The 14,541-nt window shown below is 51.2% G+C and carries 11 protein-coding genes, 1 tRNA gene and 1 pseudogene; 5 read left to right on the top strand and 8 right to left on the bottom strand.

Features of this window, described 5'->3' with window-relative positions; all coding sequences use genetic code 11:
* Positions 1-99: 99 nt before the first annotated feature.
* The 5 genes and pseudogenes from D5085_05685 to D5085_05665 all read left to right on the top strand — a co-directional run bounded on the left by D5085_05685 (position 100) and on the right by D5085_05665 (position 6,377).
* Complete coding sequence (locus tag D5085_05685; protein ID QEP42667.1) at positions 100-1,575, top strand: SulP family inorganic anion transporter; 1,476 nt, start codon at positions 100-102, stop codon at positions 1,573-1,575.
* A 15-nt stretch (positions 1,576-1,590) separates the two neighbouring features.
* Entirely contained in the window at positions 1,591-2,439 is an 849-nt protein-coding gene (locus tag D5085_05680; protein ID QEP42666.1) for a universal stress protein, read from the top strand.
* 180 nt (positions 2,440-2,619) lie between these two features.
* Positions 2,620-3,219 (top strand): annotated as a pseudogene (locus tag D5085_05675) (DUF3782 domain-containing protein).
* A gap of 91 nt (positions 3,220-3,310) precedes the next feature.
* The gene (gene selD, locus D5085_05670) at positions 3,311-4,354 is read left to right on the top strand and encodes a selenide, water dikinase SelD (GenBank protein QEP42665.1); all 1,044 of its coding nucleotides are present in this window, start codon (positions 3,311-3,313) and stop codon (positions 4,352-4,354) included.
* Positions 4,355-4,361: 7 nt separating this feature from the next.
* Entirely contained in the window at positions 4,362-6,377 is a 2,016-nt protein-coding gene (locus D5085_05665) for an LTA synthase family protein (GenBank protein ID QEP42664.1), read from the top strand.
* 117 nt (positions 6,378-6,494) lie between these two features.
* Here D5085_05665 and D5085_05660 read toward each other — a convergent pair.
* The 8 genes from D5085_05660 to D5085_05625 form a co-directional block, all read right to left on the bottom strand.
* A tRNA-Phe gene (locus D5085_05660) sits at positions 6,495-6,570 on the bottom strand.
* 451 nt (positions 6,571-7,021) lie between these two features.
* Entirely contained in the window at positions 7,022-7,453 is a 432-nt protein-coding gene (locus D5085_05655) for a hypothetical protein (GenBank protein ID QEP42663.1), read from the bottom strand.
* A gap of 133 nt (positions 7,454-7,586) precedes the next feature.
* Positions 7,587-8,549, bottom strand: a complete 963-nt coding sequence (locus D5085_05650; GenBank protein ID QEP42662.1) for an Rpn family recombination-promoting nuclease/putative transposase — start codon at positions 8,547-8,549, stop codon at positions 7,587-7,589.
* 305 nt (positions 8,550-8,854) lie between these two features.
* Positions 8,855-9,943, bottom strand: a complete 1,089-nt coding sequence (locus D5085_05645; protein ID QEP42661.1) for an Rpn family recombination-promoting nuclease/putative transposase — start codon at positions 9,941-9,943, stop codon at positions 8,855-8,857.
* 305 nt (positions 9,944-10,248) lie between these two features.
* Positions 10,249-11,220: a hypothetical protein gene (locus tag D5085_05640; protein ID QEP42660.1), complete on the bottom strand. Its 972-nt coding sequence runs from the start codon at positions 11,218-11,220 to the stop codon at positions 10,249-10,251.
* Between the two features lie 269 nt (positions 11,221-11,489).
* On the bottom strand, positions 11,490-12,143 hold the full coding sequence (locus D5085_05635) for a hypothetical protein (GenBank protein ID QEP42659.1): 654 nt from the start codon (positions 12,141-12,143) through the stop codon (positions 11,490-11,492).
* A gap of 256 nt (positions 12,144-12,399) precedes the next feature.
* Positions 12,400-13,869: a HAMP domain-containing protein gene (locus D5085_05630; GenBank protein ID QEP42658.1), complete on the bottom strand. Its 1,470-nt coding sequence runs from the start codon at positions 13,867-13,869 to the stop codon at positions 12,400-12,402.
* On the bottom strand, positions 13,844-14,362 hold the full coding sequence (locus D5085_05625; GenBank protein ID QEP42657.1) for a PAS domain S-box protein: 519 nt from the start codon (positions 14,360-14,362) through the stop codon (positions 13,844-13,846). The genes D5085_05630 and D5085_05625 overlap by 26 nt, the downstream gene beginning before the upstream one ends.
* Positions 14,363-14,541 lie beyond the last annotated feature (179 nt).

Genomic DNA, 14,541 nt, shown 5'->3' with positions numbered 1-14,541 from the left:
GCTCAAGGGATGACGCCATCATTTCGAAATCGAAAGGGTGATTCTTTCGCGCAATGCGGGTTAAATGGTTATCTTGAGAGAGGGAGCTCTATATTTCAAATGTCATCACTACAGCAACAGTGGTTGGGTAATCTTCGTGGCGATCTACTCGCTGGCATGGTGGTCGCGCTAGCGCTAATTCCTGAAGCTATCGCTTTTTCGGTCATTGCCGGGGTTGATCCTAAAGTGGGGCTCTACGCCTCGTTCTGTATGGCGGTGGTGATCGCCTTTGCGGGGGGGCGGCCTGGAATGGTATCGGCTGCGACTGGGGCGATGGCGCTGCTGATGGTGACGCTGGTGAAGGAGCATGGGCTGCAATATCTGCTGGCGGCGACGCTGCTAACCGGGCTGCTACAGATTGTGGCCGGCTATATCCGTTTGGGCTCTTTAATGCGATTTGTGTCTCGTTCGGTGGTGACCGGCTTTGTTAATGCGTTAGCTATTTTAATCTTTATGGCGCAGCTACCGGAGCTAATAGGTGTCCCTTGGGTCGTCTATGCAATGACTGCGGCCGGATTGGCGATTATCTACCTTTTTCCCTATCTTACCCGCTTAGTGCCCTCACCGTTGGTGACGATTGTGGTGCTGACCGCTGTGGCGATGGTGCTGGAGCTCGATATTCGTACCGTAGGCGATATGGGTGAGCTGCCCGATACTCTGCCGATGTTTCTCTTGCTAGAGGTGCCGCTGGATTGGGAGACTTTGGCCATTATTCTCCCCTATTCGCTCTCGCTCGCGGTGGTTGGGCTGCTGGAGTCGCTAATGACGGCGACGATTATCGACGATTTAACCGATTCAGAGAGCGATAAAAACCGTGAATGCAAGGGGCAGGGGGTGGCCAATATTGCTTCGGGGCTCATGGGCGGCATGGCCGGTTGTGCCATGGTTGGTCAGTCGGTGATTAATGTGAAATCGGGGGGGCGTACGCGGCTATCGACCCTCTCAGCTGGGATATTTTTACTGATTTTAGTGCTCTTTTTAGACCAATGGGTGGCGCAAATTCCGATGGCAGCACTGGTGGCGGTGATGATTATGGTCTCTATCGGTACCTTTAGCTGGGAGTCGATACGCAACATTAAACACCATCCGAAGAGCTCCACTACGGTGATGATTGTGACGGTCGTGGTGGTGGTCTTTACCCACAATCTTGCTTGGGGGGTCTTTGTCGGGGTATTGCTGGCAGCGCTCTTCTTTGCTAACAAGGTGGCGCAATATAAATATGTGGCCTCTGTGCTGAATGAGCGTGGTACGGTGCGTACCTATCGGGTGGTGGGGCAGGTCTTCTTTGCCTCAGCCGATAAATTTGTCGAGGCGTTTGACTTTAAAGAGGTGCTGGATGAGGTGGTGATCGATCTAACTCAGGCCCACTTTTGGGATATTAGTGCCGTCGCGGCTCTCGATAAGGTGGTATTAAAGTTTCGACGCGAGGGGGCGGAGGTGAGACTGGTCGGGCTGAATGAGGCTAGTCACACCATTGTCGATAAGTTTGCCGTGCATGATAAACCGGAAGCGGTCGATCAGTTAATGAACCATTAGGGGGAGGGGAAGAGTGTGCCAAAATCGAATGTTATTGCCTGCCTAGACAGCAGTGAAGTCTCGGCGACGGTTAACCGTTATGCCGTTTGGAGTGCGTTGCAGTTACAAGCGCCACTCATTCTGCTCCATGTCTTAGATAGGGCGAGCTATCCGGTTAAAGCCAATTTAAGTGGCAATATCGGCCTTGGGGCGCGAGAGAGTCTCATGGAGGAGCTGGCGGAGCTAGACCAACAGCGGGGCAAGTTGGCTCTGGAGCAGGGGCGGCGGTTGCTAGAGGAGATGCGTCAGCAGGCGGTGGCGCTGGGGGTGACCGAACCGATTATCCACCAGCGTCATGGCGATCTGCTCGACTCACTGCTGGCGATAGAGGAGGATACTCGGCTACTGGTGCTAGGCAAACATGATGAGAAGTTAGGTACCCATATCGGTAGTCGCATCGAAACTCTGCTACGAACTCTGCAAAGACCGATGCTAGTCTGTCCAGCGGAGTTTAAACCACCACAGCGGGTGATGATCGCCTTTGATGGTAGTGCAACCACCCACAAGGCGGTCGATATGGTTGCGGGTAGCCCTCTATTTCGGGGAATGGCTTGCCATGTGGTGCTGGTTGGAAGCGATGATCGATCTAATCGGGGGCAGTTGCAGTGGGCGAGAGATACGCTAGAGACGGCCGAATTTAGCGTCACCACCCGCTTGCTTAGCGGCGAGGTGGAGACTAAGTTGTGTGACTATCGTGCTGAGGCCGATATCGATATTTTGGTGATGGGGGCCTATGGTCACTCGGTGATTCGGCGTCTGTTAGTCGGCAGTACTACCACCGCAGTGATTCGTAACGCCCACATTCCGGTACTGCTATTGCGTTGAGTCAAGAGAAGAGACAACTGAGGAGTAACTACGATGAGTGATACTATCCTATCGTCAGAACCGGTATGCGAAGAGGCGATTTGGCGTATTTTGCACGAAGGTGCCCGACAAACCGCAGAGCTTAAGCAGCTATTTAAAGAGCAAGCGGCTGAAGCCGAACAGCGTCGCCAAGAGGCCGAACAGCGCCGGCAAGAGGCCGAACAGCGCCGGCAAGAGGCCGAAAAGAGTTGGCAAAAGTTTGAACAGCGTTATCAAGCAGCCGAACAGCGTCGCCAAGAGGCCGAAGAGCAGCGCCGACAAGCGGCCGAACGAAGCATGGAGGAGTTACGCCAGACGGTCAATCGAGTCAGTAAAAATTTAGGTGAGTTAGGCAATCGCTTAGGTGAATTTGTTGAGCATCAAATTGCTCCTGCGGCGGTTGGACTATTTCAAGGGCTGGGTGTTGAAGTACACGAAGTGCACCACAGTGTGGATGCGCACCGCGATGGTGAGGCGATAGAGATTGACCTGCTAGTGGTCAACGATGGAGCGCTAGTCGCTATCGAGTGCAAAAGTAAACTGACAGAAGCGCACATTGATCGCCATCTGCAAAGGCTAGAGAAGCTCAAGCGCCTACTACCGAGCTATCGTGACCATGAGGTGTTTGGGGCGGTAGCAACGATGGTACTGAATGACTCTGTCAAACAGTATGCCCTCTCCCAAGGGCTCTATCTGCTCTACCAAAACGGTGAGTCGGTATCGATTAGCCGCCCACCGGCAGAGGTGGTAAAACGGTGGTAGATTGGCAATATCAACCAAAGTTATCAAAAAGGGCAGAGCGATATTGTGAGGTTCTGTCGCCACCAGTTACCGCAGGAGATGAGTCGTTGTTATGAATCAATCAGTTCGTCTAACCCAATATAGCCACGGCTCCGGCTGCGGCTGCAAAATTTCCCCAGCCAAGCTGGATCAAATTCTCCATAGCGCACTGCCGCAGCCGGAGGATGCGAGGCTCCTAGTCGGACATAGCTCGCGGGATGATGCCGCCGCCTACGATTTAGGTGATGGACGGGTGTTAATTAGCACCACCGACTTCTTTATGCCGATTGTCGATGATCCCCACACCTTCGGCCGTATTGCTGCGACCAATGCGATTAGTGATGTCTATGCCATGGGTGGGAGCCCCCTGATGGCAATCGCTATCTTTGGCTGGCCGCTCGATAAATTGGCGCTAGAGGTCGCCTCAGAGGTGATTGAAGGGGGGCGCCGCGCCTGTCATGAGGCAGGGATTCTCCTCGCAGGCGGCCACTCGATTGATGCCCCAGAGCCTATCTTTGGCCTAGCGGTTAACGGTATTGTCGATAGGGCTAAGTTAAAGCAAAATAGCTGCGCTCAGGTGGGTGATAGGCTCTATCTGACCAAACCGCTAGGGATCGGGATTTTAACCACTGCCGAAAAGAGGGGGGCGTTACAGCCGCAAGATGGCCAACTTGCCGTTGAGACGATGTGCCAGCTTAACCGTGTTGGGACGGCGTTGGCGACACTTCAGTCGCTACATGCGATGACTGATGTGACCGGTTTTGGTCTGTTAGGTCACTTAAGCGAGGTGTGTCAGGGCAGCGGGGTTGCCGCCAGAGTGAGCTATAGCGCTGTGCCGAAACTGCCACGGGTGGAGTACTATCTGGCCCAAGGGTGTTCGCCTGGCGGGGCGGGGCGAAATTTCGATAGCTATGGCCACCTCATTGCCCCTTTAACTGAATTGCAACGCCAATTGCTGTGTGATCCACAGACTTCGGGGGGGCTGCTACTGGCGCTAGGGGAGGGGGAAGCTGTGCAGTTTGCCGCGATTTGTGAGCAGTATCAGCTTATACTGGAGCCGATAGGGGAGCTGATATCCCAGCGCCCTAATAGCCCCCTAATTGAGGTCGTGGAGTAGGTTAGTTATGTGGCAGCAGATCCCCCCCCCTATTCGGCTGTTATTGGCACCGCTGTTGTGGTTAGTGCTAATCATGGGCGGGCTACGGCTCGGTTTTGGGCTCTGGTTTGAGCTGCCGACCGATCCGGTGCCGACTGTCCACTGGTGGCAGGCGCTCTATTTGGGAGCTAAATTTGATTTGCGGGTGGCGCTACTGCTCTTAACGCCGCTGGCGATCTTAGGTTGGATACCTTGGCTCTCGCCGCTAAGCCGTTTTGGCCGTTGGCTCTGGAGTGGCTATTTCGTCGTGGCGGTTGCTGCACTGCTGCTGCTCTATATTGTCGATTTTGGTCACTACGCCTACCTCGGTAAACGGGTTGACTACACGGTGCTCCGTTTTGCCGCCGATCCGCTCATTTCGGCGCAGATGGTGTGGCAGAGCTACCCTGTGGTGCCGCTTGCGGTAGGGTTACTACTGCTGCTAGGGGCTATCGGCGGGTGGAGTTGGCGCCATTTAGGCCACTACGCTTCGGTGAGTTACCAGCCGCTGCCGTTGCTAAAGCGCTCGGTGCTCATTAGCGCGACAGTTCTGCTCTATTTTTTTGCTATCTATGGCAAAGTGTCGTGGTATCCCCTGCGCTGGAGTGACGCTTTCTTTACACCACACCCCTTTGTCGGGGTACTTGCCTCCAATCCGGCGGTCTATTTTGTCTATAGTGTCAATAATGGGGGTACGCCCTTTGATGAACAAGCGGCTCGGCAAGCCTATCCGATGTTGGCCGACTATCTGGGGGTCGATAGGCCCGATCCCGATAGCGATGTATTGCGCTACCATCGGCAGGTTGAGGCAACACCGCTGTTTGAACAGCCGCCGAATGTGGTGATTGTGGTACTGGAGTCGTTTGCTAGCTTTAAGACGGGCCTTGCGGGCAACGCTCTGCAGCCGACACCCCATTTTGACCAAATCGCTGCGCAAGGGATCTATTTTCCTAACTTCTTTACCCCCCATACCGGCACCGCTCGATCAATGTTTGCTTTAATGACCGCCATTGCCGATGTGCAGCCAAATGAGACCGCCTCGCGTAATCCGACTATCGCTAGTCAGCAGATGATTGTTAACGCCTTTGAGGGCTATGAAAAGTTCTACTTTCTCGGCGGTAGCGCTAGTTGGGGTAATATTCGGGCGCTATTTAGTAACAATATTGCCGATATTACCCTCTATGAGGAGGGGAGCTACAACTCACCGGCTGTCGATGTATGGGGTATCTCCGATCTAGACCTATTTCGAGAGGCCAATGCCGTCTTCAGTCGGCAGCGCAGCCCCTTTTTTGCCGTCGTGCAGACCAGTGGCAACCATCGTCCCTATACGATTCCTAAGGATAGTGCTGGATTTGAGCGGCTTGAACCTGAGGTCGATGTGACCGAACACGGCTTTATCTCGGTGGAGGAGTTTAACGCCTATCGTTTTATGGATCACGCTATCGGCCATTGGATGGCGTTGGCACAGCAGCAGGACTATTTTGACAATACGCTGTTTCTCTTTTTTGGCGATCATGGCCTGAACCATGAGGGTGGTCAGCACACCCATCGGCAGGAGAGCCAATTAACCTTAGGGAGTTATCGGGTGCCGCTGGTGCTCTATGCTCCGGGAGAGTTGGCACCGCAGCGGCGTGAAATAGTCGCCTCAGAGGTCGATATAATGACGACTCTAGCCGCCATTACCGGCCATAATCATCTTAATACTACTTTAGGGCGTAATCTGTTCGATTCTCGTTACGATAGCTGGCGCTACGCTTTTACTATTGAACACCATAATCCGGCTCGTATTGGGCTGATTGGTGAGTCGGTCTATTATAAGGTCGATAGTGATGGTCGTAATGGGGTGCTCCACCCGCTGCAAGATGAGAATCCAAGAGGGGATATTAGCGCCGAGGCACCCGAGTTAGCTGCGATGTTAAAACGGCTGACACTGGGCTACTACGAGACGGCTCGCTATCTACTTAATCATAATCCGCCGGTGGAGAGGGAGAGTGCGAGACGGTAGTGTTCAGATCAGAGGCGGGTATGTGGGATGGGTGATATAGACGGTCAAAAAACAACCGAAAATGGGACAGGTGACTGTCACTAACTTATTGAGTTTAAAAGAGTTCACAAGTTAAATTGGTGGCCAGACCTGGAATCGAACCAGGGACACAGGGATTTTCAGTCCCTTGCTCTACCGACTGAGCTATCTGGCCATGTTTTGAAGTGGGCGTATTAAAGCAGATTGGGTGGGGGTTGTCAAGGGGTATTTTTGCGGTGGGTCGGTGGTGTGGCTCATGGCAAAACATATTATTTGTTCAGGTTCGAATATCGTTGCATTCGCACCTAACGACAACTGCAAATGAAGTACCAAAGTTGGCAGTCATGTGGTGCAATTGATTAGTGGATCTGGATCTGCCCTTGGGGGAGTTGATCGTGGTCACCGGGGTGAGCCACAACGATAGGACACCCACCCGCAGGCAGACATACCCTGTTGCGCGACGCCCTGGGCCAAGTATCTCGAAAGTGCGGTGATTGTCAGGGTGATTGATGACATGAGTCATGGGGAGCTGCTATTAGAACCGAGCTCCCTCAAGACATCCATTTCAGAATATTACTGAATCAGAGAGGTTAACTGCTTCCACTGCTGTTCAGTTAAAATCTCCATCATACGATTGCGGCATCTTGTCTTGTCTTGCCTGCAATGATTTCTAAGCGTGTCTGATGGATAGTATTCGATTGCGTTAGTATCTCAGAGACAGCTACGCCTTGCATTGATGCCTGTTTTAGCTGCCGTTCTGACTCTATAACTGACATCACCATATCATGCATCTTTTGTGAATTAGATTGATTCCAATCCATCACCTGCTGCATTTGCGCTTCAGTTATGTTCAATACTTTAGCGTTTTTCTTAATCATGGCAACATAATTTGGCACAGGATTAGCATGCTGCATGTGCATCATAAACGCCTGCTGTTTACCACCATGACTGCCTGCATGGACAGATGAAAAGGCTAACATAGATAACAAAACATAAATCAATACCTTCGCCAAAATTAGCCCTGCTGTCATCATGTATATCAACGGCTTGTATTCCATTGATCGGTTGTCCGTTAAATTAAATTCGCACTGGAAATCTCGGTTATGATTTTAAATTGCGCGAAAAAAATTGGGATTGTTGCGCATCAACAAGTTACCGCCGTATCAGTGGTTAAAAATGGCGAAGGTATTGTTACAACTTTAGTCTCTTTTTTAACTCAGCTAACTCAGCTAAAGCCTGCTCCCGCTCGGCTTGAGCCTGCTCCCGCTCGGCTTGAGCCTGCTCCCGCTCGGCTTGAGCCCTTAATTCGCGCTCTATTGCCTGATCCCGCTCGGCTTGAGCCAGCTCCTGCGCACTTTTAGCTTGTTGTAGTTCCTGCTCCATCATATCGTGCTCATGCAGAATGGTTAAGTGCTCCCGCTGTGCATCAAGTCGGGAGAGGTAGAGATAACGAGCCTGTTTGTTAGCCGAAAATGTTCTGAGGGTATGCTGTGCCTGTCTCATCTCTTTGGTTCTCATCCATTGGGGTAAATTATTGCTATCAAGCCGATGTGCTTCCATAAAAAAGCGGATCCAGCGCTGGGCTTCGCTGGATACTATATTGTCTTTAAACTCAAAACGGTGCAGTTCGCAGATCGTGATACCGCCACACCGGTCACTTATCGCTCTGCCCGACTCATCAAGCAGAGCATAGTGCCGTAGTGGTGGAGGTGGTTGGCTCTTAGTTTGAGTCGCTGTCTTTGCGGCTTTTTGGGTCGCATTGAGCCGTTTATGTCCAAACGACTCGGTTAACAGCCAGATGGAGTAAACGGGTTGTAGTTCATCGTAGTTCATCCCCTCTTCTAGCTGCTCCTGATAGAGGTGGCACCAACTATAGACTATACGCTCTGGCAGCGAGGTGTAATTTTTACGCTGAATCTCTAACTGAAACTGGCGGCCACGGCTATCTTCGGCTCTGATATCGACAATATGGAGCTTGTCAGTCTCATAATCTTTACTGCTGTAGGGGTTAAGGATAGTCACTTTAACCAGCGGGTAGCGCAGCTTATCCTCCAGCATGGCATTAAGAAAGTGGAGCAGCAGATGACGCCGGCTGCGCCGCCCTAATATCGCCTTAAAGACGCAATCTACTTTGGGGTCGATGTTGTATATCATGGGGTGATAATAGGCCGTTGGGGAGGTGGGTGCAAGATGGAATTGGGAAAAAATATCCCGCTGTACAAACCAGTAGGGGCGGGTTTCAAACCCGCCCCTACACGCCGTTAATTACCGAAAATCGTTTGGGCATTAGAAATAGTGTCATCCCGACGAATCAACGAATCGCTCCAAACCCGAGTATAAAGCTATGGCAATGCAATGATTGGGAACAGGTTATCTGCATTGTCGGGCTGGTTTCGTAGAGACTGGTTTCAGGTTTCGTGGCCATGGCCGCCTAAAAAGCATGGTTTGAATCACGCTCCTTACAACTTTAGTCTCTTTTTTAACTCCGCTAACTCAGCTAAAGCCTGCTCCCGCTCGGCTTGAGCCTGCTCCCGCTCGGCTTGAGCCTGCTCCCGCTCGGCTTGAGCCCTTAATTCGCGCTCTATTGCCTGCTCCCGCTCGGCTTGAGCCCTTAATTCGCGCTCTATTGCCTGTTCGCGTTCGGCTTGAGCCTGCTCCCGCTCGGCTTGAGCCCTTAATTCGCGCTCTATTGCCTGTTCGCGCTCGGCTTGAGCCTGATCCCGCTCGGCTTGAGCCAGCTCCTGTGCACTTTTAGCTTGTTGTAGTTCCTGCTCCATCATATCGTGCTCATGCAGAATGGTTAAGTGCTCCCGCTGTGCATCAAGTCGGGAGAGGTAGAGATAACGAGCCTGTTTGTTAGCCGAAAATGTTCTGAGGGTATGCTGTGCCTGTCTCATCTCTTTGGTTCTCATCCATTGGGGTAAATTATTGCTATCAAGCCGATGTGCTTCCATAAAAAAGCGGATCCAGCGCTGGGCTTCGCTGGATACTATATTGTCTTTAAACTCAAAACGGTGCAGTTCGCAGATCGTGATACCGCCACACCGGTCACTTATCGCTCTGCCCGACTCATCAAGCAGAGCATAGTGCCGTAGTGGTGGAGGTGGTTGGCTCTTAGTTTGAGTCGCTGTCTTTGCGGCTTTTTGGGTCGCATTGAGCCGTTTATGTCCAAACGACTCGGTTAACAGCCAGATGGAGTAAACGGGTTGTAGTTCATCGTAGTTCATCCCCTCTTCTAGCTGCTCCTGATAGAGGTGGCACCAACTATAGACTATACGCTCTGGCAGCGAGGTGTAATTTTTACGCTGAATCTCTAACTGAAACTGGCGGCCACGGCTATCTTCGGCTCTGATATCGACAATATGGAGCTTGTCAGTCTCATAATCTTTACTGCTGTAGGGGTTAAGGATAGTCACTTTAACCAGCGGGTAGCGCAGCTTATCCTCCAGCATGGCATTAAGAAAGTGGAGCAGCAGATGACGCCGGCTGCGCCGCCCTAATATCGCCTTAAAGACGCAATCTACTTTGGGGTCGATGTTGTATATCATGGGTTGATAATAGGCCGTTGGGGAGGTGGGTGCAAGATGGAATTGGGAAAAAATATCCCGCTGTACAAGCCAGTAGGGGCGGGTTTCAAACCCGCCCTGACACGCCGTTAATTACCGAAAATCGTTTGGGCATTAGAAATAGTGTCATCCCGACGCATCAACGAATCGCTCCAAACCCGAGTATAAAGCTATGGCAATGCAATGATTGGGAACAGGTTATCTGCATTGTCGGGCTGGTTTCGTAGAGACTGGTTTCAGGTTTCGTGGCCATGGCCGCCTAAAAAGCATGGTTTGAATCACGCTCCTTACAACTTTAGTCTCTTTTTTAACTCAGCTAACTCAGCTAAAGCCTGCTCCCGCTCGGCTTGAGCCTGCTCCCGCTCGGCTTGAGCCCTTAATTCGCGCTCTATTGCCTGCTCCCGCTCGGCTTGAGCCTGCTCTCGCTCGGCTTGAGCCCTTAATTCGCGCTCTATTGCCTGTTCGCGCTCGGCTTGAGCCTGATCCCGCTCGGCTTGAGCCAGCTCCTGCGCACTTTTAGCTTGTTGTAGTTCCTGCTCCATCATATCGTGCTCATGCAGAATGGTTAAGTGCTCCCGCTGTGCATCAAGTCGGGAGAGGTAGAGATAACGAGCCTGTTTGTTAGCCGAAAATGTTCTGAGGGTATGCTGTGCCTGTCTCATCTCTTTGGTTCTCATCCATTGGGGTAAATTATTGCTATCAAGCCGATGCGCTTCCATAAAAAAGCGGATCCAGCGCTGGGCTTCGCTGGATACTATATTGTCTTTAAATTCAAAACGGTGCAGTTCGCAGATCGTGATACCGCCACACCGGTCACTTATCGCTCTGCCCGACTCATCAAGCAGAGCATAGTGTCGTAGTGGTGGAGGTGGTTGGCTCTTAGTTTGAGTCGCTGTCTTTGCGGCTTTTTGGGCCGCATTGAGCCGTTTATGTCCAAACGACTCGGTTAACAGCCAGATGGAGTAAACAGGTTGTAGTTCATCGTAGTTCATCCCCTCTTCTAGCTGCTCCTGATAGAGGTGGCACCAACTATAGACTATACGCTCTGGCAGCGAGGTGTAATTTTTACGCTGAATCTCTAACTGAAACTGGCGGCCACGGCTATCTTCGGCTCTGATATCGACAATATGGAGCTTGTCAGTCTCATAATCTTTACTGCTGTAGGGGTTAACAATACCTTCGCCATTTTTAACCACTGATACGGCGGTAACTTGTTGATGCGCAACAATCCCAATTTTTTTCGCGCAATTTAAAATCATAACCGAGTTTTCCAGTGCGAATTTAATTTAACGGACAACCGATCAATGGAATACAAGCCGTTGATATACATGATGACAGCAGGGCTAATTTTGGCGAAGGTATTGTTCACGGATTCACCTTAGATTAAATGCTGAACTTAAATTTAAGCCTGTATGGTAGCACTAAACTCGATCGTTTTCACCTGCTGACGGTAGCACCTACTCACCCATTGTTAGCTCACCCTAACTCCCTCCCGATGGGGGAGGGATGGTAGAAAGCGTAAGCCTGACTAATAACCGATCACCTTATCTAAATCGAGTTGTGCCTCTACACAAGTTCGATGCGCTTCACGCCGACTATCTAGCTGCGTTGTGAAGGCTGTCACCTCATCACTATCGACGACGCCATCACCACTAGTATCAATAGTGGTAAACCGTTTCGCAGCGTGACTCTCCCGATGAGCCAAAAATTCATCTGCGTTTAATTGACCATCATTGTCACTATCTGCTTGCGCAACAATAGCTTCGCCCGTAGGTCGAGCCTGATAGGCCTCGCCTAATTGCTCAACCAGACAGCTCTCCAACATCTCTAGGTCGATGTCAGCCTGAGCAATGCGACGATGTCGTTTCTCTCCAGACTTGCCATTATCAAGCTCCTCGGCAGTCAAGTAGCCATTGTCATCAGTATCAAGACTTCCAAAATGGAAGCTAACCCGTTCGGCACTCACTGCATACATATCATCAGCGGTAATGACCCCATCACCATTTCGATCTAACCTCTCCTGCAACGATTGGTAACGCCGGTTACCAGCATTGCCGCTTTGTTGCATATCAGGGCGTTCCATTCCACCACGAGGAGGCTCCCCTCTTGCCATCAGTTCCGAGCTGCTCATGGTTAATACGGTGATCGCTGCGGCTAAGGTCACTAATTTAGTTTGTTTCATCGGACTACTCCAGTTTGGTTCATTTCAGGTTTTGTGGGAAATTATCCCACCAGCAAGGCTAGTATAGGTGGGAATTATTCACACATCAAGATGGAGCTTGAGTTATTCTAAATGTGTTGTCAGAAATGTGATGTAGTTCACTTGAGCGATCTTACCCCAATAAGAAAAAATTAATATAAAACAATATCTTAGATAAGATTGTCTGGCATTGGCCACGGTGCTCTACTCGGCTGCCGTGGGGGCATCACCAAACGGCTTACGAATCAGTAGTAAGATGCTTACTGTTGACCATCTCGCTAATCAGGCGCATCACCTCACCACTACCGCTCTCCATCAGCTCTAAGTGGTGGTACATCTGCTGCTGTAGTTCGATATTCGACTCCCAGCCGGCACCAAGGTAGGCCAATATTTGGTGGGCGTTGTGGTGTACCTTTTGGTGGGGTGGCTCCATTTGGGCGTAGAAGGGGCTGTCACGAAACAGTTCATACCCCTTGCCGTCATAGTACCATTGGCCTAGGTGGCAGTGGTGGTGATCAATCTTTACCTGGTCGGTAAAACGCTCTGCGCCACCAGAGAGCAGGCTCATATAAGTTCGTTGTTTGTAGGTAATATGGTCAACCTTGACTAACGAAGCAAAGGTCTGATCGAGCACATATTGCCCTAGCGTTGCGGTGCGCTGTGCCGTCTCGCTAAAGTTGTTGAACTGCTGCTCTACTTCACCAAAGCGAGTCTGTGATTCGTGAGCCATGGTGCGCATCAGCTCTGAGCTCTTCATCACCTGTTGCGACTCATGCAGCAGAACCTCCATCGTTTTGCCGATGGTGATGGAGGCATTTTTGCTGTTTTCGGCCAAATTGCGTACCTCGTCGGCGACGACGGCAAAGCCGCGTCCAGCCTCACCGGCACGCGCCGCCTCAATGGCGGCATTGAGGGCGAGTAGGTTGGTCTGATCGGCAATCGAGTTAATCAGTTGTACCGCCTGCTGAATTTCGCTGCCGCGCTGATTAAACTGCTGAATCGAATGGGCGGTATTATCGATTGAGCAGGTCATCTGCTCTAATTGATCCATGATCGCCGAAACGGTATTGCGGTTGCGGTTAGCGCTATTGAGAGTGGTGAGTGCCTCCTGACTGACCTGCTCCATGTGGCGGGTGGTTTCGGTTAGGTCGTGTTGAATGATAGCTAAATTGTCGATGAGATTAGAGGAGCTAAGCTCTTGGATACGGCCAGTGAGCAGATTGCGCATTAAATCCATACTGTGGGCCGACATACTCTCTAGTGAGATATTGATCTTCTCTAGGTTAGTTGCAAACTCGCCGTGGAGACCGGTGGTGTCGGTTTTACGAAAATATTTGCCATCGGAGTGATACTGAAACGAGGTGTTTATCTCGCGAAAGTAGCACTCTAGCTGATCGAGCATATCGTTAACACTCCAGCAGAGATCGGTAATTTCGCTCTGCTGGTTAGCATAGATGCCGGTAACGCGGCTATCAAATCTTCCTTGACTGATCTCGGTGACAATATCGCGTAGGCGATTGAGCGGGGCGAGTGTGCGTCTAATATGGCGAGCTATCGTCAGCGCAGTGAGGAGGGTGGCAGCTAGCAGTAGTGCCAGCGGCCAGTGCCAGCCGTAGAGGAGGGTGTTGAGCGCAAGTAGGGTGAGCGTGAGCAGTACAATCAGCAGCAGATAGCGCTGTACGCTAGAGAGCAAGGACGAACTCTTCATAGGAGACCCCCTGTTGCTGTAGTGTTTGGGTCAAAATGTGGGTAGAGGCGCGGATTGCATCGTGACTGCCTACCTGCTGTTCGGCCGCGAGCATGGCGCGATAGAGCTCTGTCGCCTGTCGTACCGCCTCGGGTTTCGGTTTGCGCCGCACTGAGAGGTAGCCTATCACTCTGCCTTGGCTATCGTAGGAGGGGGTCACATTGGCTAGCACCCAATAGAAACTGCCATCTTTGCTCATGTTTTTGACATAGGCAAAGATCTCCTGTCCGTTTTGAATGGTGTCCCACAATAGCTTGAAGATGGCGCGTGGCATATCGGGATGGCGAATAATATTGTGCTGGCTGCCGAGTAGCTCATCTTCAGCATAACCGGAGAATTCGATAAAGATACGGTTACCGTAGGTAATGCGGCCTTTAGGATCGGTTTTGGAGACGATAAAGTCGTTCTCCCGCATAAGCCGTTCAACTGAAGTGGGTTGAATGTGGCGGTTCATCTCAGCGCTCCTGTGATTCAGACTATCTATTTGTTATTGCCTACGCTCGACCCTGTGGCAGAGGGCGGCGGCTGGGCTGGTGGGACGATTCTACAGTGTTCATCGACTGATGCCAAAGTAAAGTCATCACTTTAGGCGGTAATGGCTTAAAAATTGTCCGGTAGTTTTGTTACACTAGC

The organism is Ectothiorhodospiraceae bacterium BW-2, from assembly GCA_008375315.1.
Classification (GTDB): Bacteria; Pseudomonadota; Gammaproteobacteria; order Thiohalomonadales; family Thiohalomonadaceae; genus BW-2.
This window is presented reverse-complemented; position numbering and strand designations above follow the sequence as displayed.

Coding starts and splice junctions, on each gene's coding strand:
- D5085_05685 (QEP42667.1), top strand. CDS start 100: ATGTCATCACTACAGCAACAGTGGTTGGGTAATCTTCGTGGCGATCTA.
- selD (QEP42665.1), top strand. CDS start 3,311: ATGAATCAATCAGTTCGTCTAACCCAATATAGCCACGGCTCCGGCTGC.
- D5085_05665 (QEP42664.1), top strand. CDS start 4,362: ATGTGGCAGCAGATCCCCCCCCCTATTCGGCTGTTATTGGCACCGCTG.
- D5085_05655 (QEP42663.1), bottom strand. CDS start 7,453: ATGGAATACAAGCCGTTGATATACATGATGACAGCAGGGCTAATTTTG.
- D5085_05650 (QEP42662.1), bottom strand. CDS start 8,549: ATGATATACAACATCGACCCCAAAGTAGATTGCGTCTTTAAGGCGATA.
- D5085_05645 (QEP42661.1), bottom strand. CDS start 9,943: ATGATATACAACATCGACCCCAAAGTAGATTGCGTCTTTAAGGCGATA.
- D5085_05640 (QEP42660.1), bottom strand. CDS start 11,220: ATGATTTTAAATTGCGCGAAAAAAATTGGGATTGTTGCGCATCAACAA.
- D5085_05635 (QEP42659.1), bottom strand. CDS start 12,143: ATGAAACAAACTAAATTAGTGACCTTAGCCGCAGCGATCACCGTATTA.
- D5085_05630 (QEP42658.1), bottom strand. CDS start 13,869: ATGAAGAGTTCGTCCTTGCTCTCTAGCGTACAGCGCTATCTGCTGCTG.
- D5085_05625 (QEP42657.1), bottom strand. CDS start 14,362: ATGAACCGCCACATTCAACCCACTTCAGTTGAACGGCTTATGCGGGAG.